The organism is Kitasatospora sp. NPDC040550 (assembly GCF_055594965.1).
In genome coordinates this window covers 1-22,980 of the sequence record NZ_JBVIWC010000018.1, presented here as the reverse complement: position 1 = coordinate 22,980, position 22,980 = coordinate 1, and the positions used below count along the sequence as shown (strand labels likewise).

Below are 22,980 nucleotides of genomic sequence, written 5' to 3'. Positions count from 1 at the left end.
CGGGCCCTACCGCTGCTTCTCCTCGGCCGGCTCCGACAGCCGTGGCTCGTCCAGCCACTGCTCGATGGAGCCGGCCGGCGCGTGTCCGGCGTAGCTGCGCTCCTCCTCCAGCCGCCGGGCGGTGCCCAGCGCGAACGCGTCCGGCGCGCCGTCCAGCACCCCGCCGGAGGGGTCGTCGGTGCCGTCCCAGCGGACCGGGTCGCGGTCCGGGTACAGGGCGTCCCGGACCACCAGCACGACCAGGTAGAGCGTGCCGAGCAGGTGCAGCGCGATCGCGAAGTGGTACCAGGGCTCGCCGATGCCGTGCTGCTTGGGCCCGGTGACGAAGCCCAGGTGGGACCAGATGCCCAGGGTGTACAGCACCTCGCAGGCCTGCCAGATCAGCAGGTCGCGCCAGCGCGGCCGGGCCAGCGCCGCGAGCGGCAGCAGCCAGAGCGCGTACTGCGGCGAGTACACCTTGTTGACCAGCACGAACAGCGCCACCACCAGGAAGGCCAGCTGGGCGAACCGCGGCCGGCGCGGCGCCGAGAGGCCGAGCCACGCTATGGCCGCGCAGCCCAGCACCATCAGCACGCCGATGTAGAGGTCGAGGTCGGCCAGGCCCACGCCGCGCTGCTGCATCAGGATCAGCCAGAACGAGCCGTAGTCCTCGCCGCGGTGCTTGCTGAACACGTAGAAGGTCGACCAGCCCTGCCAGTTGGCCAGCATGATCGGCAGGTTGACCACCAGCCAGGCGCCCACCGCGCCGCCGAGCATCACCCGGAACTCACGCCACTTGCCGGCCCGCCAGCAGAGCACCAGCAGCGGGCCGATCAGCAGCAGCGGGTAGAGCTTGGCCGCGGTGGCCAGGCCGATGAAGACCCCGGCCCAGCCCGGCCGGGAGCCGGACCACCAGGCCATCGCCACGGCGGCCAGGGCGACCGCGAGCAGGTCCCAGTTGATCGTGCCGTTGAGCAGCAGGACCGGCGAGAGCGCGAACAGCATCGCGTCCCAGGGGCGGCGTCGGTGGGTGCGCGAGAGCGCGACCGCGGCGACCACCGCGCAGGCCATCAGCAGCCCGGCGTTGATCGCCCAGAACCACTGCTCCTGGGCCTGCCCGGTGCCGCCGCCGGGCGTCAGCCAGGCCGCGACCTGCATGAACAGGCCGGTCAGCACCGGGTACTCCAGGTACTGGAGGTCCCCCGTGGTGCCGGGGATGCGGTCCACGTACGGGTGCAGCCCGGCCGCGAAACCGCGACCGGAGAACAGGTGCGGGACGTCGCTGTAGCAGGCGTGGATGTACTGCGGCGAGCCCGGCTGGAACCAGGCCTGCTCGTAGCAGGGCAGGTTGTGCACCATGCCGAGCGCGGAGACCACGATCACCACCAGGGCCAGCACCCGCACCGGGACCCACCAGGAGACGCCGAGCAGCGCCCGGCGGCCGGGCGGGCCGCCGAACACCTCGCTGCCGGCCGCCGCCACCCGGTCCTCGTCGGCCGGGACGACCACGGTGTTGGCCGGTGGCGCGGCCGTGGCGACGGCTGCCGGGGTGGTCCCTGCGGCGGCGCCGGGCCCGTCCGGGCCGCCGGTTTCGTCACGATCGCTCGACGTCATGCCGGACATCCTGCCGCACCGGATCCGCCGGGACGAGGAGGACCCCGCGGTGGTCCGGTGGTGCGGACGGGCCCCGTGCGGCGAATCGTGACGAAACGGCGGTGGCGGCCCTCCGAGGAGGACCGCCACCGCCGTTCTCAGCGTCTCACCGGTCGGACCGGTCTGACCTGGCTATTGCCCGGCCGCTCCGCCGCCGCCCTGGAGGCCGCCGCCCCCGCCGGCGCCGCCGGCGCCGCTGGTGCTGCTCGGGGTCGGCTTGCCGCCGGTGCCACCGTTGCCGGCACCGCCGTTACCGGCACCGCCGTTGCCACCGGGCGGTGGCGTCGACGGGCAGTTGACGAGCGGGATGCAGGGGGTGTCCGTCGGCCTCGGCCTGTGGGTGGGGCTCGTCGGCGGCTGGGTCGGCGGGCAGTCGACGGTCGGCACGCAGCCGCTGCCCTGGGTGGGCTGCGGGGGCTGCGGCTGGTTGGGCTGCTGGGTCGGCTGCTGGGTCTCCACCGTGGTCGGCGTGGAGCTCGGGCTCTGGGTGGCCGTCGCGGTGGCCGTGGACGGCGCGCCGGAGGAGTCCACCTCGGTGCCGACCGGCTGCGGGGTCGGGAAGTCCACCTTCTTCTCGTTGGCCAGGGCGGCCTTCATGTACCGGGTGAAGATGTCGGTGGGGATGTCACCACCGTGGATGGACTCCTTGCCGCCGGTGCCGTTGAGGGACTCCCGGTCGTGCTTGTTCGGGTCCTCGCGCCACATCGCGACGCTGGTCACCAGCTGCGGGGTGTAGCCGACCCACCAGGCCGACTTGTTCTGGTCGGTGGTACCGGTCTTGCCGGCCACCGGGCGGCCCAGGCTGTTGGTCTTGGTACCGGTACCGTTCTTGGCCACGTTCACCAGCACGTCGGTGACGTTGTCCGCGACGGCCGGCTCCAGCGCCACCTTGACGTCCTTCTTGCCGAAGCCCGGGCGCTCCTTGCCGTCCACCTCGACCTTGGTGACCGAGTAGGGCTCGGCCTCCTTGCCGCTGGCGGCCAGGGTGCCGTAGCCGGTGGCCATCCGGATCGGGCTGATGGTCGAGGTGCCGAGCGGGAAGGTCGCGGTCTTCGGGTCGGCCAGGCTCTCCCGCTTGATGCCCATCTGCACGGCCATGTCGGCCACCGCGGGGCCGCCGACGTCCTGGTTGAGCTGGACGAAGGGCACGTTGTACGACCACTGCATGGCCTGCCGCAGCGAGACGTAGCCGCGCTTGCCGGCGTCCTCGTTCTTCTGCCGGTAGGGCTTGCCGTCGTCGCCGATCACCAGCGAGCCGTCCGGCTTGCGGATCTCGGACATGTCGTCGGCGAGGTAGCGGCTGTCGGCGTTGATCCGCTTCGGCTTGCCGTCCGTGTCCTTCGCGGTCTGCACACCGGTCTGCATCGCGGTGGCCAGCACGAAGGGCTTGAAGGTCGAGCCGACCTGGACACCGCCGGCGTTGGCGTTGTTGTCGAAGTGGCCGTTCTCCACGCCGTCGCCGCCGTAGATGGCGACCATCGCCCCGTCACCGGGCTTGATGCTGGCGGCGCCGAACTGGACGAAGGTGTCGTTGTTGGGCCGCTTCTGCGGGTCGAGGTTCTCGCCCTTGACGTCGTCGACGGCCTTCTTGAGGGCGTCGACCTTGTCCTTCTCGAAGGTGGTGTAGATCTTCAGGCCACCCTTGTCGATCATCTGCTGGGTGACCGACTTGTCGGTGGTCATCACGTACTGGTTGGCGGTGTCGACCAGGTAGCTGATCTCACCGTTCATGTTGGAGCTGGGCTTCAACGCGATCGGCTCGGGGAAGGTGGTGCACTTCGCCCGCTCCTCCGGAGTGGCGTTGTGGGTGGTCACCATCCGGTCCAGGATCCACTTCCAGCGCTCCACCGCGCGGTCGTGGTTGGCCGGCTTGGAGGGGTCGTAGTAGTTGGCCCCCTTCAACAGTCCGGCCAGCATGGCGCTCTGGCAGAGGTTCAGGTCCTTGGCGTTGACCCCGTAGTACGCCTGCGCCGCAGCCTGGGCGCCGTTGGCGTTGCGACCGAACCAGCTGGTGTTGAGGTACCCCTTGAGGATCTCCTCCTTGCCCATCTGCTGGTTGATCTTGAGCGTGATGAAGAACTCCTTCATCTTGCGGCTGATGGTCTGTTCCTGGCTCAGGTAGGCGTTCTTGACGTACTGCTGGGTGATCGTCGAGGCGCCCTGGGTCTCGCCGCCCTTCGCCATGTTGTAGACGGCGCGCAGCATGCCCTTGGGGTCGATGCCGCTGTCGGTGCGGAAGGTCTCGTTCTCCGCCGAGATGACGGCGTTCTGGAGGGTGGGGTTGATGTCGTTGAGCTCGACGATCTGACGGTTGGTGTCGCCCTTGCGGGTCATCTCCGAACCGTCGGCCCAGTAGTAGATGGTGTTCTGGTTGTTCACCAGGTCCTTGAGCTGGGGCACCGTCGTGGTCTGGTACAGGTAGAACACGAGGCCCACGCAGGCGGCGAAGCCCACCAGGAAGACGCTGGAGACCAGCTTCCAGGACGGCAGCCAGCGCCGGAAGCCGGTCTTGCCGAACCGCGGGTAGTCGATGAAGCGCTTCTTGCCGGGGCCGGCCGCGGCAGCGGCGGAGGCGGCGGCGGCACCGCGCCGGCCACCGCCCTTGCCCTTCTTCTGGGCGGCCTTGCGCATCTCGGCACGGCCCATCCGGGGTTGCTGGGCGGTCTCCCGGACACCGGGCGGGCGTCGACGGCCGATCCCTTCCGAGCCCAGTTCGTCGGGACCGGGGCCGCCCCGACGGCCGCCGCCTCCCGGCGGCTGCTGCCCGTCACCGCCCGAATTGGGCGTCCTTCGCCGTCGCTCGCTCATGTTTCCAGCCGCTCCTCGCCAGGCCCGGTTCGGCCTGAAGGCAGGGTTCCTGTCCGATGCCCGGACCGCCCTAACCCCGGAGGTTGGTCCTCGTGCACACGCGACAGCGTACGCAGCGGGAAATCCCTCCTAATCGGGCATCAGGTGCCAATGCCCGCAAAAGGGCAGCAGATCATTACACGCCCGTTGCCAACCCCACCCGCGCGTCGGCTTGTGATCACATTCACGCGTGCCCCCCTTGCTCGTTCCGGGGGTCGGGTTTACTGTTCTCGATATATCGAGCCGATACATCGAAGCGGCATACCGCCGATGCAGCGGCCGGAGCGAGGGTCGAGAGGGAGGAGGACGACGGCAGTGGGCAGGCGCTCAGGAGTGCTGGAGTTCGCTGTTCTCGGGCTGCTCCATGACGCCCCGATGCACGGCTACGAACTGCGCAAACGGCTCAACATCCTGCTCGGGGCACTGCGGGCGCTCTCCTACGGAACGCTCTACCCGTGCTTGAAGAGCCTGGTCGCCCAGGGTTTCCTGGTCGAGGACAACCCGGACGTCGAGTACGTCCCGGCCACCGCGCTCAACGGCAAGCGGTCGAAGATCGTCTACCGGCTCTCCGCCGAGGGCAAGCAGCGCTTCGAGGAGCTGCTCGCCGACTCCGGCCCGGAGGCCTGGGAGGACGAGCGCTTCGGCGTCCACTTCGCCTTCTTCGGTCAGACCGACCGAGCCGTCCGGATGCGCGTCCTGGAAGGCCGCCGCAGCCGGCTGGAGGAGCGCCTGGAGCGGATGCGCAACTCGCTGGCCCGCGCCCGCGAACGGTTCGACGACTACACCGTCGAACTCCAGCGGCACGGCCTGGAATCGGTGGAGCGCGAGGTCCGGTGGCTCAACGAGCTGATCGAGACCGAGCGGGCCAACCGCACCGGCCGGACCGGGCCCGCCGCCGGCGCCCCCACCGGGACCGCCGGAACCACCGCCGTACCCCACACGACTTCGGACGGCCGTGGCCAGGAGACCGGGTCCCCCGACCCGTCCGGGCCACCGTACGACCGCCCGGGGCGCTCCGCCCAGGAGCGCTGACACCGCGTCAGCCCCGTGCCACGCGGCAGGAGTGGGCGCCTCGCGCCCGTACAAGCAGTCATTCGAAGAAGCAGGACGAGTGCCGTCTATTCCGACGGCCCTCATGAGATCAGAGGGAGCAACCGGAATGGGTTCGGTTCGCGTAGCCATCGTGGGCGTGGGCAACTGCGCCGCGTCGCTGGTGCAGGGTGTCGAGTACTACAAGGACGCCGACCCGGCCGGCAAGGTCCCCGGGCTGATGCACGTCCAGTTCGGTGACTACCACGTCCGTGACGTGGAGTTCGTCGCCGCCTTCGACGTCGACGCCAAGAAGGTCGGCTTCGACCTGGCCGACGCCATCGGCAGCAGCGAGAACAACACCATCAAGATCTGCGACGTCCCGCCGACCGGCGTGACCGTCCAGCGCGGCCACACCCTCGACGGTCTGGGCAAGTACTACCTGGAGACCATCGAGGAGTCGGACGAGGCCCCGGTCGACGTCGTCCAGGTCCTCAAGGACCAGCAGGTCGACGTCCTGGTCTGCTACCTGCCCGTCGGGTCCGAGAAGGCCGCCAAGTTCTACGCCCAGTGCGCCATCGACGCCAAGGTCGCCTTCGTGAACGCCCTGCCGGTGTTCATCGCGGGCACCAAGGAGTGGGCGGACAAGTTCACCGAGGCCGGCGTGCCGATCGTCGGTGACGACATCAAGTCCCAGGTCGGCGCCACCATCACGCACCGCGTGATGGCCAAGCTGTTCGAGGACCGCGGTGTCATCCTCGAGCGCACCATGCAGCTGAACGTCGGCGGCAACATGGACTTCAAGAACATGCTCGAGCGCGAGCGCCTGGAGTCCAAGAAGATCTCCAAGACCCAGGCCGTCACCTCGCAGATCCGCGACCGCGAGCTGGGCGCCAAGAACGTCCACATCGGTCCCTCGGACTACGTGGCCTGGCTGGACGACCGCAAGTGGGCCTACGTCCGCCTGGAGGGTCGCGCCTTCGGCGACGTCCCGCTGAACCTGGAGTACAAGCTCGAGGTCTGGGACTCCCCGAACTCGGCCGGTGTCATCATCGACGCCGTCCGCGCCGCGAAGATCGCCAAGGACCGCGGCATCGGTGGCCCGATCCTGTCGGCCTCCTCGTACTTCATGAAGTCCCCGCCGGTCCAGTACTTCGACGACGAGGCCAAGGAGAACGTCGAGAAGTTCATCCGCGGCGAGGTCGAGCGCTGAGCACAGCTCGGTTCGCGACCGTCGGACACCGCGCGCCGAGCTGACCGCTCGTAACGCGCCGGAAGGGCTCACGACCACCCGGTCGTGAGCCCTTCACGTTCGCGCAGCGAATGTTTCACGTGAAACGGCGCCCGGTTCCGTGGCACCCTGGGCGGGTGGCGATCACCGAGAACGGCAGCACCCACCAGTCCGCGCACCGCGCCACGCTCCTCGGTCTGCTCCGCGGCCGGGACTTCCGCCGACTGCTCACCGCCCGGGTGCTCTCCCAGCTCTCGGACGGCGTCTTCCAGGTCTCGCTCGCCGCCTACGTGGTCTTCTCCCCCGAGAAGCAGTCCTCCCCCGCCGACATCGCCTCGGTGCTGGCCGTGATGCTGCTGCCGTTCTCGGTGATCGGCCCGTTCGCCGGGGTGCTGCTGGACCGCTGGCGCCGGCGCCAGGTGCTCTACTTCGGCAACCTGGCCCGCTTCGGGCTGGGCCTGGGCACCGGTGCGCTGCTCCTGGTCGAGGCACCGACCTGGCTGTTCTTCGCCTCGGCGCTGCTGGTCACCGCGCTCAACCGGTTCATCCTGGCCGGGCTGTCGGCCGCGCTGCCCCGGGTGGTCGAACAGGACCGGCTGGTCACCGCCAACGCCCTCTCCCCCACCCTCGGGACGGTCGCCGCCGCCTCGGGCGGTGGCATCGGCTTCCTGCTGCACCAGCTGATGGCCCCCGGGCCGAAGGCGGACGCCGCGCTGGTCACCGTCGCCTCGCTGCTCTACCTCTCGGCCGCGCTGGCCGCCCGCCGGATGGACCGCGACCTGCTCGGCCCGGACCAGCACGGCGAGCGCCCCCCGCTCGGCCAGGCCCTGGTGCGGGCCGCCGTCGGGCTCGGCTCCGCCGTCCGCCACCTGGTGCGGGACTGCCGCCCGGCCGTGCACGCGCTGGCCGCCGTCACGGCGGCCCGGTTCTGCTACGGCGTGCTGATCGTGGTCGTGGTGATGCTCGCCCGCTACACCTTCAACGCCCCGACCGACAGCGCGGCCGGGCTGGCCACCCTCGGCCAGGCCGTCGGGCTGTCCGCCGCCGGGTTCTTCGTCGCCGCGGTGGTCAGCCCCTGGTGCACCCGTCGGCTCGGCCTGGCCGGCTGGATGACGCTCTGCCTGCTCGCCCCGGTGGTCTTCGTCCCCGCGCTGGGCCTGTTCTTCGCCCCGGTGCCCACCCTGGCCGCCGCGCTGCTGCTCGGGGTGGTCACCCAGGGCACCAAGATCTGCGCCGACACCGTGGTGCAGGAGTCGGTCGAGGACGAGTTCCGCGGCCGGGTGTTCGCCATCTACGACGTGCTGTTCAACGTCGCCTTCGTGGCCGCCGCCCTGGTGACGGCGCTGGTGCTGCCGCTGTCCGGCCGCTCGGTCACGGTGGTGGTCGGGGTGGCGGTGGTGTACGGGCTGACTGCCGCGTGCTACCTGCGGGCCGCCCGGCGGTCCGGTCCGCTGCCCGGCGAGGCCCACTGACACCGCGCGGTACCGGAATCGACACCACTTCGTCCCGGAATCCGGTTGCTGCCACCGGACCGATTGCGTCCGACCCAGTCGCTAAGGTACGTAAACCTGTCGGAAAGACAGCACTCTGTCTCGGGGGACGAACTGATGAGCACACCGACCGGTCCGTACGGGCCGCCGCCACCCGCGGCGCCGGGCTTCGGTCCGCCCCCACCCGGCTACGCCCAGGCGCCGTACGGCGGGCCACCCGCCCAGCAGCCGTACGCCCCGGGCCCGTACGGCGGCCCGCCGCCGGGACCCCAACCCCCGTACGGCCAGGCCCCGTACCCCCCGCCGCCGCACGGCCAGGCCCCGTACGGGCCGCCGCCGCCCGCCGGGCCGTACGGCTACCCGCAGCCCGGTGCGGCCCCCACGGCACCGCCCGCCAAGCGCGGTGCCCGTGCCAAGCTGCGGATCGCCGGGGCGGTCGGCGGCTGCGTGGTGCTCGCGGGCGCGTACTTCTTCAGCGGCCCGAACGTCAGCAGCGCCAAGCCCGGGGACTGTGTCCGGGTGAGCGGCTCCCGTGACGTCGAGATCGTCAAGTGCACTGATTCCAAAGCGAATTACAAGGTGCTGTCGAAGTTCACCGGCACCACCGACGTGACCCGCTGCCGGCAGACCCCGCAGACCACCAGCGCCGTCTCGGGCAAGAGCGGCCGCCGCTGGAACAAGACGCGGTACGTGCTCTGCCTCGGCCCCCTGACCCCCACCACCACCGGCTACCCGCCGGTGAAGAAGTCCTGAACCTTCCACCACGTCCTTGTTCCGGGGGATCCCTTGTCCGCTCCGCCTCCGCCCCAGCCGCCCTACGGCCCGCCACCCGGTGACGGCAACCCGTACGCCGGCGGCCCGTACGGCGCCCCGCCGCCGCCCCCGCCGGGGTACGGCTACCCGAGCGCCCCGCCGCCGCCGGAGCAGCCGTACGGCGCCCAGCCGCCCGGCTACGGCTACGGCTATCCGCCGCCGGCCCCGACGGACGGGGAGCACTGCCGCTTCTGCGGCGGCTTCCCGGCCGTGCGCGCCACCGTCCGCGGCCACCAGGGCCTGCTGATCGCGTTCCGGATGCTGCGGATGCACGGCCCGTTCTGCCGCACCTGCGGCACGGCCACCGTGCGCGACATGTCCGCCAGGACGCTGGTCCAGGGCTGGTGGAGCTGGGTCTCGCCGATCCTGACCGTGATCACCCTGCTGATGAACCTCGGCGCCCACAACCGGATCAAGCGGCTGCCGCCGCCCATGCCGGGCACCCACGGCCCGCAGCTGGACCCGGGCGCCCCGCTGGGCAGCCGTCCGCACGTCGCCATGCTGCTGGTGCCGGTCTCGCTGCTGGTCACCGGGGTCCTGCTGGCCACCGGCGTGATCGGCCCGAAGCAGGACTCCGGCTCCGTCGCGGGGCCGACGCCGACCGACACGGTCACCTTCTCGCCGTCGCCGCGGCCCTCGCCCACGTTCAGCTACACCCCGCCGCCGCCGCTCCCGGTGCCCACCTTCTCCATGCCGAGCATCACCCTGCCGCCGCCCGCGACCAAGGACGACGTCGACAGCGCCGGCATCGGCGACTGCCTGCGCAACGAGAACTCCAGCAACGCGACCGCGGACGACCACCCGAAGATCACCGTGCTGCCCTGCACCGACCCCAAGGCCCAGTACAAGGTGGTCTACAAGTACTTCGCCACCTCGGACGAGAAGGTCTGCGAGAAGCAGCCGAAGTCCGACAGCTCCTACACCCGCACCTACACCAAGCTCCCCTCGCTGGACTACGTGCTCTGCCTCAAGCACGTCAACGGCTGACCGGACGCGAGCGCGGGGGGGGGGGGGGGGGGTGGGGGGGGGGGGGGGGTGGGGGGGGGGGGGGGGGGTGGGGGGGGGGGGGGGGGGGGGGGGGGGGGGGGGGGGGGGGGGGGGGGGGGGAGGGGTCCCACCCCCCCCCCCCCCCCACCCCCCCCCCCCCCCCCCCCCCCCCACCCCCCCCCCCCCCCCCCGCGGTGCGTCCGGGCCTCGCCCGGGTCAGCCCTGCTGCTGCTCGGCCCACCAGGCCCGCAGCGCCGCGACCGCCTCGTCGGGCTCCATCGGGCCGTGCTCCAGCCGCAGTTCGAGCATGTGCTTGTACGCCTTGCCGACCTGCGGGCCCGGCCCCAGCCCGAGCAGCTCCATGATCTGGTTGCCGTCCAGGGCCGGGCGGATGGCGTCCAGCTCCTCCTTGGCCTGCAGTTCGGAGATCCGCTCCTCCAGGCCGTCGTAGGTGCGCGACAGCGCGGCCGCCTTCTTCCTGTTGCGGGTGGTGCAGTCGGAGCGGGTCAGCTTGTGCAGGCGCTCCAGCAGCGGCCCGGCGTCGGTGACGTAGCGGCGCACCGCGGAGTCGGTCCACTCACCGCCGCCGTAACCGTGGAAGCGCAGGTGCAGCTCGACCAGGCGCGAGACGTCCTCGGTGAGCTCCTTGGAGTACTTGAGCTCCCGCATCCGCTTGCGGGTCATCTTGGCGCCGACCACCTCGTGGTGGTGGAAGGAGACCCGGCCGTCCGACTCGAAGCGGCGGGTGCGCGGCTTGCCGATGTCGTGCAGCAGCGCGGCCAGCCGCAGGGTGAGGTCCGGGCCGTCCTGCTCCAGGTCGATGGCCTGCTCCAGGACGGTCAGCGAGTGCTCGTAGACGTCCTTGTGCCGGTGGTGCTCGTCGCTCTCCAGCTGCAGCGCGGGCAGCTCCGGCAGCACGTGCCCGGCCAGGCCGGTGTCGACCAGCAGCCGCAGGCCCTTCACCGGGTGCGCGGCCAGCAGCAGCTTGTTCAGCTCGGCCTGGACCCGCTCCGCCGAGACGATGGTGATCCGCTCGGCCATCGCGGTCATCGCGGCGATCACCTCGGGCGCCGGGTCGAAGTCCAGCTGGGCGGCGAAGCGGGCGGCCCGCATCATCCGCAGCGGGTCGTCGGAGAAGGACTCCTCGGGGGTGGCCGGGGTGCGCAGCACCCGGGCCTCCAGGTCCTCCAGGCCGTGGTGCGGGTCGACGAAGCCGCGGTCGGGCAGGTCGACGGCCATCGCGTTGACCGTGAAGTCACGGCGGACCAGGTCCTGCTCGATGGTGTCGCCGTAGGTCACCTCGGGCTTGCGGGAGGTGCGGTCGTACGCCTCGGAGCGGTAGGTGGTGATCTCGATCAGGAAGGAGCCCTCGGGGGTATCCTTGCGGGCGCCGACGGTGCCGAAGGCGATGCCGACGTCCCAGACCGCGTCCGCCCAGCCCTTGACCAGCTTGAGCACCTGCTGCGGCCGGGCGTCGGTGGTGAAGTCCAGGTCGTTGCCGAGCCGGCCGAGCAGCGCGTCCCGCACCGAGCCGCCGACCAGGGCCAGCCGGTACCCGGCCGCCTGGAAGCGGCGGGCGATCTCGTCGGCGACCGGCGACACCCGCAGCAGCTCTTGCAGCCCCATCGTCTGGGCCTCGCTCAGGCCTGGGACGACCTGGACGGCGGTGCTGGAACGGTCGGTGCGCGCGGTGGGCTCATTGGCAGTGGACACGGCTCACAAGGGTACGTGCCCCGGAAGGTCAACCGCCCGCGCGTTCTGGGCGTCTCACCCCACAGCCCGCAACACTGCACGCCAGGCTGGATCGTTACCATGCCGGTGGACGAAGCGCGGACACCGGAACCGGGGATGCGGTGTCGCGTGCCGCCGTGCCGACGGATCCTTCCGCGGCAGCGGGGTGGCGTACGTCGTCGAGCGAAGAACGTCGAGCGAGGAACGTCGAGCGGGGAACGTCGGGCGACCGCGCCGGACGGACAGCATCAGCAGCGAGCGAGCGAACAGAACGGCGAGGGCGAAACGAGTGAGTGAGCCGGCACGGCACTCGGGCCTGGGGGCGCACCGACGACCTGGACGGGCCGAGGGCCCGACCGAACCCCGCACCGGGGAACGGCGCACCGGCGGCCGCGCGCGCCGCTTCGCCGCCGCCTGCGGTGCGGTCCTGGCACTGGTCGCGGCCGCCCCCGCCGCGGCCCTGCAGGCCGGCGGCAACGTCCGCCCGACCGTCGACTCGACGGCCACCGCGGAGTACCCGGTGGTGCTGACCATCGAGACGGTCACCCCGCAGCTGGCCGTCCAGAACGGCACCGTGTCCATCACCGGTCACGTCACCAACTCCGGCAAGTCCGCCCTCAAGGGCGCCCACGCCGCGGTCCGCAAGCCGGTCTCCAGCAAGCCCCTGCAGCGGCGCAGCGAGCTCCAGGGCGTGGCCACCCGGACCAGCCCGCGGGGCGACGACGGGACGGAACTGGACAGCCCGCAGTACGCCCTGCCGGAGCTCAACCCGGGCCAGAGCCTGCCGTACACCCTGAGCGTCGCGGTGAGCGACCTCGGCTTCTCCGAGAGCGGCGTCTACGAGCTCGCGGTGGACGCCTGGGGCTCGACCACCGACAACCCGCGCGACCGGGCGCTGGGCATCGCCCGCACCTTCCTGCCCTACTCCCAGGGCGGCAGCGAGGCCCAGCCGACCAAGGTCGCCACCCTCTGGCCGCTGGTGCACGCGCCGGTGCTGGCCGCGCAGACCTACGCCGAGGGCGACCAGACCCTCTCCGTGCTGCGCGACGACAGCCTGGCCGCCGACCTCGCGCCGGGCGGCCGGCTGTACGAGCTGGTCGACACCGGTGCCAAGCTGAACGGGCTGACCTGGATGGTCGACCCGGACCTGCTGGACGCCGCGTTCGCGATGACCAAGCCGTACCGGGTGCAGAAGCCGGGCAACGAGGCCTCCGGAAAGTCCGCCAAGGACGAGAACACCATCGGCCGCCCCGCCTCGGCCGCCGCCGACGCCTGGCTGAACAAGCTGCGGGCGGCCGTCACCAAGTCGGGCAACCAGGTCGTCGCGCTGCCGTACGCCGACCCGGACCTCGCCTCGATCGCGCACAACGGCGCCGACCTGAGCGGCACGGGCACCGCCCTGAGCAAGGCCGCCACCGCCGGCCGGCTGACCGTCGAGGGCCGGCTCTCGGTGGACACCCGCTCCGACGTGGCCTGGCCGTACCAGGGCTACCTCGACCAGCAGATCGCCGGCATCGCCCGGCAGGCGGGCAGCGACCTGGTGCTGGTCAACGGCGCGAGCATGCCCGACCCGGACTCGGTCAACTACACCCCGACCGCGGTGCGCCCGATCGGCAACGGGCAGAACGCCGTGGTCGCCGACGACACGGTCTCCACGCTCTTCCAGAAGGACCTGAGCACCCCGAAGGACCAGACCGACGCGACCCAGCGCTTCCTCGCCGAGACCTACGCGATCACCCACGAGCAGCCGCAGAACCAGCGCGGCCTGCTGGTGATGCCGCCGCGCGAGCTGACCGCCAACACCGCCAAGGCGCTGGCCGGCGCCCTGCAGACGGCCGGGGACAAGTGGCTGACCCCGGTGAAGCTGGACGTGCTGGCCCAGGCCGCGCCGGACCCGAAGGCCAACACCGGCGTCCCGTCACCGGCCGACTACCCGACCCGGGCCCGCGCCTCCGAGCTGCCGGCCTCCGCCCTGAGCGGCACCGACGAGATCCAGCAGAAGCTGGACACCCTGATGCGGGTGCTCACCCTGCCGCAGCGGGTGCGCGGCCCGTTCAGCGCCGCGATGGTCCGCTCGCTGTCCACCGAGTGGCGCGCCCAGGCGCCGTCCGGCGACGCCTACCGCAACGGCGTCACCAACTACCTGAACGAGCTCACCACCGCCGTCCAGGTCCCGAAGAAGAACGTGGTCACCCTGGCCGGGAACACCGGCCAGCTCCCGGTCAGCGTGCGCAACGACCTCACCCAGACGGTCACCAACCTGCAGCTGCGGCTCACCTCGAACCAGCCGAACAGACTGCGGGTCGGCCTGCCGGAGCAGCTCGTCCTCCCCGCCTCGCAGAGCGTCACCCTGCGCTTCAACGCCGAGGCCCGCAGCAACGGCCCGGTCACCATGGTCGCCCAGCTGTGGACCACCGGCCCCGATTCCCGGCCCTACGGCCAGGCCCAGACCTTCACCGTCGAGGTCACCTCGGTGACCAACGGGGTGCTGTACGTCTTCGCCGGCGCCGCCGTGCTGCTGGTGCTCGCCGCGCTGCGCTTCGTCCGCCAGCGCAAGCGGCGCGGCGGCCGGCCGCACGAGGACGGCGACCAGCCGGTCGGGGACGGCCCGGAGGACGGCGACCCGGCGGGCGCCGCCGCGGCCGAGCCAGCCGGCCCGGACGCCACCACGGCGGACCGGCCGGCGGACCAGGCGGCGGACCAGGCGGCTGACCGGCCGGAGAACGGTGCCGCGGACGGGGGTCCCGCGCAGACACCGCGCGCCAGCAGCCCGGATGGCCGGGATCGGACCGCCAGTGATGAGAAGGTTGGTCCTTGACACCGCCGACCCCCCGCAACCCCGGGCCGGTCTCCCCCCACAACAGCGAAGAGGTGACATGACCGGGCGCAGCGAGGAGCGGCCGCCGGGCCGCGGTGAGAGCCGGCCGGGCGCCGAGTCGCCGTCCGGCGACTGGTACGTGGCCGACACCTACGCCCAGGACCCGTACGCCGCGCAGGCGTACGGGACGGCGCAGGACGGTCAGGATCCGTACGGCCTCCAGGCCGGACGGCCCGCCGCGGCGCCGCCGCCGGTCACCGCGTACGACGTGCCGCCGCACCTGCCGCCGCAGGGCGGCGGCTACCCGACGCCGGTGCCGTCGACGCCGTTCTCGCCCCCCGTGCCCCCCGTGCAGCCCGGCTGGGACACCCCGGTGCAGGACGGCTGGCCGCAGCAGGCCGCCCCGGCGGGACCGGTCTCCGCCCCGGCCCCCGGAGCGTGGAGCCAGCCGCAGCCGCAGTGGGAGCCGGGCCCGGCGCACTCCGCCTGGGACTCCGAGACCACCGAGTACGTCGGCGTGGACGCGCTGTTCGGCGGGGGCCGGGCGGAGGCCGCGGCCCAGCCGCCGGTCCCCCAGCCCGCCCCCGCCCCGCAGGCCGCCCCCGTGCCCCCGGCCTCGGCGGTGCCGCCGGGCGCGCCCGCGCCGTACCCGCCGATGGGCGGCTACCCGGGGCAGCCGCAGCACGGCGGCCACGACGGGCAGCGGCCGTTCGTGCCGCCGATCGAGTTCGACCCGCCGCTCTCCGAGGAGGAGGCCACCATGCAGGTGGCCGCCGTGGCGGTGCCCCCGGCGGTCGAGCCGCTGGCGGACCTCGCCGAGGAGCAGGCCGCCCGGCCCGCGACCGAGACCGCCCCGGCCTCCGGCGGCGGTGGCGGCAAGGTCGCCGGCCTGCTGAGCTCCAGCGCGATCATGGCGGCCGGCACCCTGGTCTCCCGCGGCACCGGCTTCCTGCGGACCATGGTGATCGCCGGCGCGATCGGCATCGCGGTCATGGGTGACTCGTACAACGCGGCGAACACCCTGCCGACCCTGCTGTACATCCTGATCGGCGGCGGCGCGCTGAACGCGGTCTTCGTGCCGCAGCTGGTGCGCAGCATGAAGAACGACGAGGACGGCGGGACGGCCTACGCCAACCGGCTGCTCACCCTGGTGATGGTCGGACTCGGCGGCGTGGTCTTCCTGGCCGTGCTCGGGGCGCCGCTGCTGGTCCAGCTGATCGCCCATCCGATGATGACCAACCCGGCCCGTGCCGACACCACGGTGGCCCTGGCCCGCTACTGCCTGCCCACCATCTTCTTCATGGGCGTCCACGTGGTGATGGGCCAGATCCTCAACGCCCGGGGCCGGTTCGGCGCGATGATGTGGACCCCGGTCCTCAACAACATCGTGGTGATCTTCACCTTCGGCGCCTACATCTGGGTCTACGGCGGCTTCAACGGCACCCAGATCACCCCGGAGAACATCACCCCGGAGGGCGTCCGGCTGCTCGGCCTGGGCACCCTGCTCGGCCTGGTGGTCCAGTCGCTGGCGATGATCCCGTACCTGCGGGCCGCCGACTTCCGCTTCCGGCCGCGCTTCGACTGGCGCGGCCACGGCCTGGGCAAGGCCGCCCGGCTGGCCAAGTGGACCTTCTTCTTCGTGCTCGCCAACCAGGCCGGCTACCTGGTCATCACCCAGCTGGCGACCGCCGCCGGCAGCGCCGCCGAACAGGGCGGGCACGGCGGTGTCGGCCTCTCGGCCTTCTCCAACGCCCTGCTGATCTGGCAGCTCCCGCAGGCCGTCATCACCGTCTCGATCATGAGCGCGGTGCTCCCCCGGCTCTCCCGCGCGGCCTCCGACGAGGACGCCGGCGCCGTCCGGGACGACCTGTCCTACGGGCTGCGCACCACCGCGGTGGCGGTCGTCCCCGCGGCCTTCCTCTTCCTGGCGCTCGGCCCGGCGATCGGCCGCTCGATCTACGCGGTCGGCGGCGGCGGGACGGCCCTGGACAACGCGACCAACGTCGGCCTGATGCTCTCGGCCTTCGCGCTCGGGCTGATCCCGTACTCCGCCCAGTACGTGATGCTGCGCGGCTTCTACGCCTACGAGGACACCCGGACGCCGTTCTCCAACACCGTCTGGGTGGCGGTCTGCCAGGCCGGCTTCTCGCTGATCTGCTGGGTCGCGCTGCCCTCGCAGTGGACGGTGACCGGGATGGCCTTCGGCTACGGCCTCGCCTACGCCGTCGGAGTGACGGTCGCGGTGCCCAAGCTCAAGAAGAAGATCGGCGGGCTGGACACCAAGCGGATCGGCAAGACCTACAGCCGGCTGGCCACCGCCTGCGTCCCGGCCGCGGTGGTCGGCCTCGGCGTCAGCCTGGCGGTCCAGCAGGTGCTCGGCGGCTGGCCGGGCAGCGTGCTGTCGGTCCTGCTGGGCGGCGGCCTCCAGCTGCTGGTGTTCGTGTTCATCGCGAAGCGCCTGCGGATCGAGGAGATGAACGCCATGCTGGGCATGGTTCGCGGCCGACTGGGCCGCTGAGTCCGAGCACAACCGGCCGGACGAGCGGGCGCCCTGACCGGGCGTCGACCAGGGCGGACACCGCCCCCGCCCGTCCGGCCGCAGCACGGGCCGCCCCCCACGACCGGACCCGCCCGGGCCACCACGTGGCGGCCCGGTGTCGGACCTGCACCACATCTCTCCACCGGCATGCAACCGAGCGGACCCTTCAGCGGTCGTACCCGGTGGTGAAGAGTGGGCACAATTGTCCTGGAGCACAGGGCGGCCAATCCGCGGGCTCCAGCGACTCTCTCAGGCCGGGGCGACACAAGGGGAGGCAGGACCACGGTGGCTGATGGCACCAAGGCGGTCGTCGACACGTCAACAGCTGACGCGGCGGCGGACGAGGCCGCGCTGGCTGCGGCGATCGACGAGCTCGGGAGCGGGAACACCGCCCCGGCGGGCTCCGCCGACGCCTCCTCCACGGACGCCCCCGGGAACTCCTCCGCGGACTCCGCCAAGGCCGGCGGCAAGACCGGCGGTAAGGCCGTCGACACGGCCCCCGACAAGACCGACGGCAAGGACGACGGGGACGGCAAGGACGACGAGGACGGTCCGGCCCCGGAGACCGCGGTGAGCGAGGAGACCTCGGAGATCACCGCCCCGCTCTCCGTCCACGAGATCGCCGCCGAACTGGCGGCCGGCTCCCCCCGGAAGAAGCCCGCTCCGGCACCGCAGCCTGCCGCCGACAAGCGCCGCCCGACCGACCCCCAGCCCACCGTCGACCCGCGCGACACCGCCACCCTCCCGCGCACCCTCCCCGCGCCGATGCGGCACAGCGGCGACAAGATCGGCCACCGGTACCTGCTGGAAGAGTGCATCTCCCAGACCGAGACCTTCAGCAGCTGGCGCGCCGTCGACGAGAAGCTGCGCCGGGCCGTCGGCGTCCACCTGATGGCCTCCGGCCACCAGCGCGCCCGCAAGGTGCTGGCCGCCGCCAAGTCCGCGGCCCTGCTCGGCGACCCGCGCTTCGTCCAGGTGCTGGACGCCGTCCAGGAGAACGAGCTGGTCTACGTCGTGCGGGAGTGGCTGCCGCACGCCTCCGACCTCGCCAAGCTGCTCGCCGACGGGCCGATGGAGCCGCACGAGGCGTACCAGATGGTCCGCCAGGTCGCCGACGCCGTCGCCGCCGCGCACCGCCGCGGCAAGGCGCACCTGCGGCTCACCCCGCGCTGCGTGCTGCGCACCGACAGCGGCCAGTACCGGATCAACGGCATCGCGGTGGACGCCGCCCTGCGCGGGCTGCCCGCCGAGGACTCCACCGAGGACGCCCAGCGCACCGACACCCGGGCCATCGGCGCGCTGCTCTTCGCCGCGCTCACCCACCGCTGGCCGTACCCCGAGGACCGCTACGACCTCAAGGGACTGCCGAAGGACCTGCAGAACGCCGCGCCGGACCAGGTCCGCGCGGGCGTCCACAAGGGCCTGTCCGAGCTCGCGGCGCGCGCCCTGTTCGACCACCCGCCGCACCACGCCGAGCCGATCACCACCCCGGAGGAGCTGGTCCGGGCGATCGCGAAGCTGCCCCGGATCCGGCAGCCCGAGCCCGAGCTGCCGGCCTTCCCGACCCCGCCCCGGCACAACACCCACGCCCTCCCGACCGCGCCCAACCCCACCCGGGTGGCCGACCCGGCGGTCGCCCCGCTGCCGGCCTCCTCCCGGCCCACCGCCGCCCGGCGCACCAAGCGCCGACTGCGCCGGGTGGTCAAGGCCACCGCCTGGACGGTCGCCCTGGGCGCGATCGGGGTCGCCTCCTGGCAGTTCGTCGGCAGCCTGCGCAACAACAACCAGGCCGTCGCCACCCCGCAGACCTCGATCAGCAGCACCGCCGCGAGCGCCCGCCCGACGGCCCACCCGCCGGTGCCGATCCAGATCAAGGAAGCCTTCTCCTACAACCCGCGGGGCGACTCCCCGGAGTCCCTCTGGCTGCTCCCCAAGGTCTTCGACGGGGACCCGAACACCTCCTGGGTGACCAAGACCTACAACGACCCCTTCGGCCCCAAGCCGCCGTTCAAGGACGGCACCGGCCTGCTCATCGACCTCGGCGCGGTGCAGTCGGTCAGCTCGGTGAGCGTCCAGTTCGCCGGCACCCACACGGCCGAGCTCCGGGTGCCGAACGCCCAGGCCGCCGCGAAGCCGCAGGACGCCCAGCCCGAGGCCTTCAACGTGCTGGACAAGCAGACCGGCTCCACCACCGACTTCACCCTGAGCAGCCCGACGAACACGCGTTACCTCTTGATCTGGATGACCAGCCTGCCGAAGGATACGAGCGGCGGCGGTTACCGCGGTCAGGTCAACGAGGTGAAGGTCTTCGGCTGACCGCACGCCCACGCAGACCGGACGACGGCGACAAGGGGTGACAGTGGCGGACGACGACGCGACGCTGCTCGCCCGGCACGTCGCCGGCGACCAGGAGGCCTTCGGCCTGCTGGTGAACCGCCACCGGGACCGCCTCTGGGCGGTCGCCCTGCGCACCCTGGGCGACCGCGAGGAGGCCGCGGACGCCCTCCAGGACGCCCTGGTCTCCGCCTTCCGGGCCGCCGCCGGCTTCCAGGGCCGCTCGGCGGTCACCACCTGGCTGCACCGGATCGTCGTCAACGCCTGCCTGGACCGCGCCCGGCGCAGCGCCACCCGGCGCACCACCCCGCTGGACGAGGACCCGCAGCGGCTGGACCGCCTGGTCGGCACCGCCGAGCCGGCCGACTCCCCGGTGGTCCGGGCCGAGGTGCACCGCGAGCTGACCGCGGCGCTCGCCGAACTGCCCCCCGAGCAGCGGGCCGCGCTGGTCCTGGTCGACATGCAGGGCTACCCGGTCGCCGAGGCCGCCGAGCTGCTGGGTGTCCCGGTGGGCACCGTGAAGAGCCGCTGCGCCCGCGGCCGGGCCCGACTGCTCCCCCTGGTCCGGCACCTGCGCGAGACCGACGGCGGGGACGGCGACGGGGACGGCGACGGACGGCACGTTTCACGTGAAACACCGGCCGGCCGGCCCCCGGGGCGCCCCACCCCCGACCCGTCCGGTACCGCCCCGCCCCCGCCGAACGGGACCAGGGGGAACCCGAAGGGCCCCCGCACCGTCACAGGGACAGGCCCGAGCACCGGCCGCACGATGCTGGAAGGAGACGCGAGCACGCGATGAACGCCCCCCTCTCCTCCCCCGGGCCCGCCGACGCCCACCCCTCGGTCGACGAGCTGGCCGACCTCGCCGAGGGCCTGGTCGAGCCCGCCGGGGCCGCCGAGGCCCTGCACCGGCACCTGGACGGCTGCGCCGAGTGCCGCGGGACCGTCGAGGCGCTGGCCGAGGTGCAGGCGCTGCTCGGCACCGTCGAGCCCGAACCGATGCCCGCCGACGTCACCGCCCGGCTGGACGCCGCCCTCGCCGAGGCGGCCCGCGCCGACCGCCCCTCCCCGGCGGAGCCCACCGGGCCCGGCGGTGCCACCGGACGCCCCGAGCGGGCCCCCGCGACCGCCCGCCGGACGGAGCTCCCCGCCGCGCCCGTACGGGCCACCGCGGCGCCCTCCGCGCCCTCCGCGCCCCCAGCACGCCCGGCCTCGACCTCCGGTCCCGGCCGCCCCCGCCCGCGCCGCCGCCGGTTCGCCCTGCTGCTCGGGGCGGCCGCCGCGCTGGCCGCCGTCGGGCTCGGCGGGGCCCTGCTGCTGCACCAGGACGACTCCCCCGCCCGCACCGCCGCCTCCGCCGCCTCGGCGGGCACGGTGGGCTCCCCCGGCGAGCAGAGCGCCCGCACCCCGCACCTGGCGGACCCCGGCACCGTGTACCAGGAGGACCGGCTCGCCGACCAGGTGCAGCAACTGCTGGACCGCTCCGGCTCCCAGCCCGGGCTGCGCGCCACCGGGCCCGGCAAGTCCGGCGCCGCGCCCGCCGACGGCTCCGGACCGGAGCTCTCCGGCCCCGCCTCGCCCACCGCACCGGTCTCCCCCGCCGCCTGCCGCGCCCCCGCCCCGGGCACCCCGCTGGCCACCGACCGGGGCAGCTACCAGGGCTCCCCGGTGGACGTCCTGGTCTACCCCGCCGCCGGTCGGCCCGGCTTCGTGGACGTCTTCCTGCGCTCCCCCGACTGCGGCCCGGTCGTCCTGCACCGGACCGTCCCCGGCCACTGACCGGCCCATCCCAGCCACCGGACGGCCGTTCCCATGCGATCGACGACCAGGGCGGCACGCCGCTTCCGGAGTTCGGGCGCCTGGTACTGATCCGCCTGGGAATGCGAGAGACTGGTCAGTCGTTGTCCCGGGCGGCGGAGCAGGACCGCCCTCCCCGCAGCAAACGCGGGTCGCGATGCGAACCAGGAGAAGCAGTGAGCGACGTCCGTAACGTGATCATCATCGGTTCCGGCCCGGCCGGGTACACGGCTGCGCTCTACACGGCCCGTGCCTCCCTCAAGCCGCTGGTCTTCGAGGGAGCCGTCACCGCCGGTGGTGCGCTCATGAACACCACCGAGGTCGAGAACTTCCCCGGCTTCCGGGACGGCATCATGGGCCCCGAGCTGATGGACAACATGCGGGCGCAGGCGGAGCGCTTCGGCGCCGAGCTGATCCCCGATGACATCGTCGCGGTGGACCTCACCGGTGAGATCAAGACCGTCACCGACTCCGAGGGCAACGTGCACAAGGCCCGCGCCGTGATCGTCACCACCGGCTCCCAGCACCGCAAGCTCGGCCTGCCCAACGAGGACAAGCTCTCCGGCCGCGGCGTCTCCTGGTGCGCGACCTGTGACGGCTTCTTCTTCCGCGACCAGGACATCGCGGTGGTCGGCGGCGGCGACACGGCCCTGGAGGAGGCGACCTTCCTCTCCCGCTTCGCCAAGAGCGTCACGATCATCCACCGCCGTGACAGCCTGCGCGCCTCCAAGGCGATGCAGGAGCGCGCCTTCGCCGACCCGAAGATCCGCTTCGAGTGGAACAGCGCGGTCGAGGCCATCCACGGCGACCCGAAGCTGACCGGGGTCACCCTGCGCGACACCACCACCGGCGAGACCCGCGAGCTGGCCGTCACCGGCCTGTTCATCGCGATCGGCCACGACCCGCGCACCGACCTGTTCAAGGGCCAGCTGGACCTCGACGGCGAGGGCTACCTCAAGGTCGACGCCCCCTCGACCCGGACCAACGTCGAGGGCGTGTTCGGCGCCGGCGACGTCGTGGACCACACCTACCGCCAGGCCATCACCGCCTCCGGCACCGGCTGCTCCGCCGCGCTGGACGCCGAGCGCTACCTGGCCGCCCTGGACGACGCGGAGAACAAGACCGCCGTCGCGGTCTGACCTCCCCGCCACCGACCGAACCCCGCGGGGGTGTTCCACGTGAAACACCCCCGCCCCGGCCAGGCCGAAACAGAACGGGCCCGCCCGTTGTTCACCTGGCAGCAGCCCCCTCCGTCCTAACCCGAGGAGTCCCCGTGGCCGGCGCCACCACCACCGTCACCGACACGACCTTCAAGTCCGACGTCCTGGAGAGCGACAAGCCCGTACTGGTCGACTTCTGGGCCACCTGGTGCGGCCCGTGCCGCCAGGTCGCCCCGGTCCTGGAGGACATCGCGGCCGAGCACGGCGACAAGCTGACCATCGCCAAGCTCGACGTGGACGCCAACCAGGTGACCGCCGCCGAGTACAACGTGATCTCGATCCCGACCCTGATCCTCTTCAAGGGCGGCCAGCCGGTGAAGCAGATCACCGGTGCCCGTCCGAAGGCCGCGCTGCTGCGCGAGCTGGACGGCCTGTTCTAGGCCTCCCGGTCAGTCTCCCGGTCACCGACCGAACGGCGGGGGGGGGGGGGGGGGGGGGGGGGGGGGGGGGGGGGGGGGGGGGGGGGGGGGGGGGGGGGGGGGGGGGGGGGGGGGGGGGGGGGGGGGGGGGGG

The 22,980-nt window shown here is 72.8% G+C and carries 15 protein-coding genes; 12 read left to right on the top strand and 3 right to left on the bottom strand.

Features of this window, described 5'->3' with window-relative positions:
- Window positions 1–6: 6 nt before the first annotated feature.
- Together ACZ58X_RS25070 and ACZ58X_RS25065 are read right to left on the bottom strand one after the other, a co-directional pair.
- Window positions 7–1,593: a glycosyltransferase family 87 protein gene (locus tag ACZ58X_RS25070; protein WP_470335849.1), complete on the bottom strand. Its 1,587-nt coding sequence runs from the start codon at window positions 1,591–1,593 to the stop codon at window positions 7–9.
- Window positions 1,594–1,764: 171 nt separating this feature from the next.
- Window positions 1,765–4,278: a transglycosylase domain-containing protein gene (locus ACZ58X_RS25065; protein WP_470335848.1), complete on the bottom strand. Its 2,514-nt coding sequence runs from the start codon at window positions 4,276–4,278 to the stop codon at window positions 1,765–1,767.
- A gap of 516 nt (window positions 4,279–4,794) precedes the next feature.
- Here ACZ58X_RS25065 and ACZ58X_RS25060 point away from each other — a divergent pair.
- From ACZ58X_RS25060 to ACZ58X_RS25040, 5 genes are all read left to right on the top strand, one after another.
- The gene (locus ACZ58X_RS25060; RefSeq protein ID WP_470335847.1) at window positions 4,795–5,511 is read left to right on the top strand and encodes a PadR family transcriptional regulator; all 717 of its coding nucleotides are present in this window, start codon (window positions 4,795–4,797) and stop codon (window positions 5,509–5,511) included.
- Between the two features lie 127 nt (window positions 5,512–5,638).
- The gene (locus tag ACZ58X_RS25055) at window positions 5,639–6,721 is read left to right on the top strand and encodes an inositol-3-phosphate synthase (protein WP_470335846.1); all 1,083 of its coding nucleotides are present in this window, start codon (window positions 5,639–5,641) and stop codon (window positions 6,719–6,721) included.
- 155 nt (window positions 6,722–6,876) lie between these two features.
- Entirely contained in the window at window positions 6,877–8,211 is a 1,335-nt protein-coding gene (locus ACZ58X_RS25050; RefSeq protein ID WP_470335845.1) for an MFS transporter, read from the top strand.
- Between the two features lie 135 nt (window positions 8,212–8,346).
- Entirely contained in the window at window positions 8,347–8,982 is a 636-nt protein-coding gene (locus tag ACZ58X_RS25045) for an LppU/SCO3897 family protein (RefSeq protein WP_470335844.1), read from the top strand.
- A 33-nt stretch (window positions 8,983–9,015) separates the two neighbouring features.
- Window positions 9,016–10,029: an LppU/SCO3897 family protein gene (locus tag ACZ58X_RS25040; protein WP_470335843.1), complete on the top strand. Its 1,014-nt coding sequence runs from the start codon at window positions 9,016–9,018 to the stop codon at window positions 10,027–10,029.
- A 216-nt stretch (window positions 10,030–10,245) separates the two neighbouring features.
- Here the strand turns inward: ACZ58X_RS25040 and ACZ58X_RS25035 are convergent, their stop codons facing one another.
- Complete coding sequence (locus ACZ58X_RS25035) at window positions 10,246–11,655, bottom strand: CCA tRNA nucleotidyltransferase (RefSeq protein ID WP_470335961.1); 1,410 nt, start codon at window positions 11,653–11,655, stop codon at window positions 10,246–10,248.
- A gap of 394 nt (window positions 11,656–12,049) precedes the next feature.
- Here ACZ58X_RS25035 and ACZ58X_RS25030 point away from each other — a divergent pair, with 394 nt between their 5' ends.
- The 7 genes from ACZ58X_RS25030 to trxA all read left to right on the top strand — a co-directional run bounded on the left by ACZ58X_RS25030 (window position 12,050) and on the right by trxA (window position 22,848).
- Complete coding sequence (locus ACZ58X_RS25030; RefSeq protein WP_470335842.1) at window positions 12,050–14,578, top strand: DUF6049 family protein; 2,529 nt, start codon at window positions 12,050–12,052, stop codon at window positions 14,576–14,578.
- A gap of 58 nt (window positions 14,579–14,636) precedes the next feature.
- On the top strand, window positions 14,637–17,096 hold the full coding sequence (gene murJ, locus ACZ58X_RS25025) for a murein biosynthesis integral membrane protein MurJ (protein ID WP_470335841.1): 2,460 nt from the start codon (window positions 14,637–14,639) through the stop codon (window positions 17,094–17,096).
- Window positions 17,097–17,402: 306 nt separating this feature from the next.
- On the top strand, window positions 17,403–19,433 hold the full coding sequence (locus tag ACZ58X_RS25020) for a protein kinase family protein (protein ID WP_470335840.1): 2,031 nt from the start codon (window positions 17,403–17,405) through the stop codon (window positions 19,431–19,433).
- 43 nt (window positions 19,434–19,476) lie between these two features.
- The gene (gene sigM / locus ACZ58X_RS25015; RefSeq protein ID WP_470335839.1) at window positions 19,477–20,250 is read left to right on the top strand and encodes an RNA polymerase sigma factor SigM; all 774 of its coding nucleotides are present in this window, start codon (window positions 19,477–19,479) and stop codon (window positions 20,248–20,250) included.
- Complete coding sequence (locus ACZ58X_RS25010; RefSeq protein ID WP_470335838.1) at window positions 20,247–21,230, top strand: cupin domain-containing protein; 984 nt, start codon at window positions 20,247–20,249, stop codon at window positions 21,228–21,230. The genes sigM and ACZ58X_RS25010 overlap by 4 nt, the downstream gene beginning before the upstream one ends.
- A gap of 194 nt (window positions 21,231–21,424) precedes the next feature.
- Window positions 21,425–22,387, top strand: coding sequence for a thioredoxin-disulfide reductase (trxB, locus tag ACZ58X_RS25005; protein WP_470335837.1), 963 nt, complete (start codon window positions 21,425–21,427; stop codon window positions 22,385–22,387).
- Between the two features lie 134 nt (window positions 22,388–22,521).
- Window positions 22,522–22,848, top strand: a complete 327-nt coding sequence (trxA, locus tag ACZ58X_RS25000) for a thioredoxin (RefSeq protein WP_470335836.1) — start codon at window positions 22,522–22,524, stop codon at window positions 22,846–22,848.
- The last annotated feature ends 132 nt before the right edge of the window (window positions 22,849–22,980 follow it).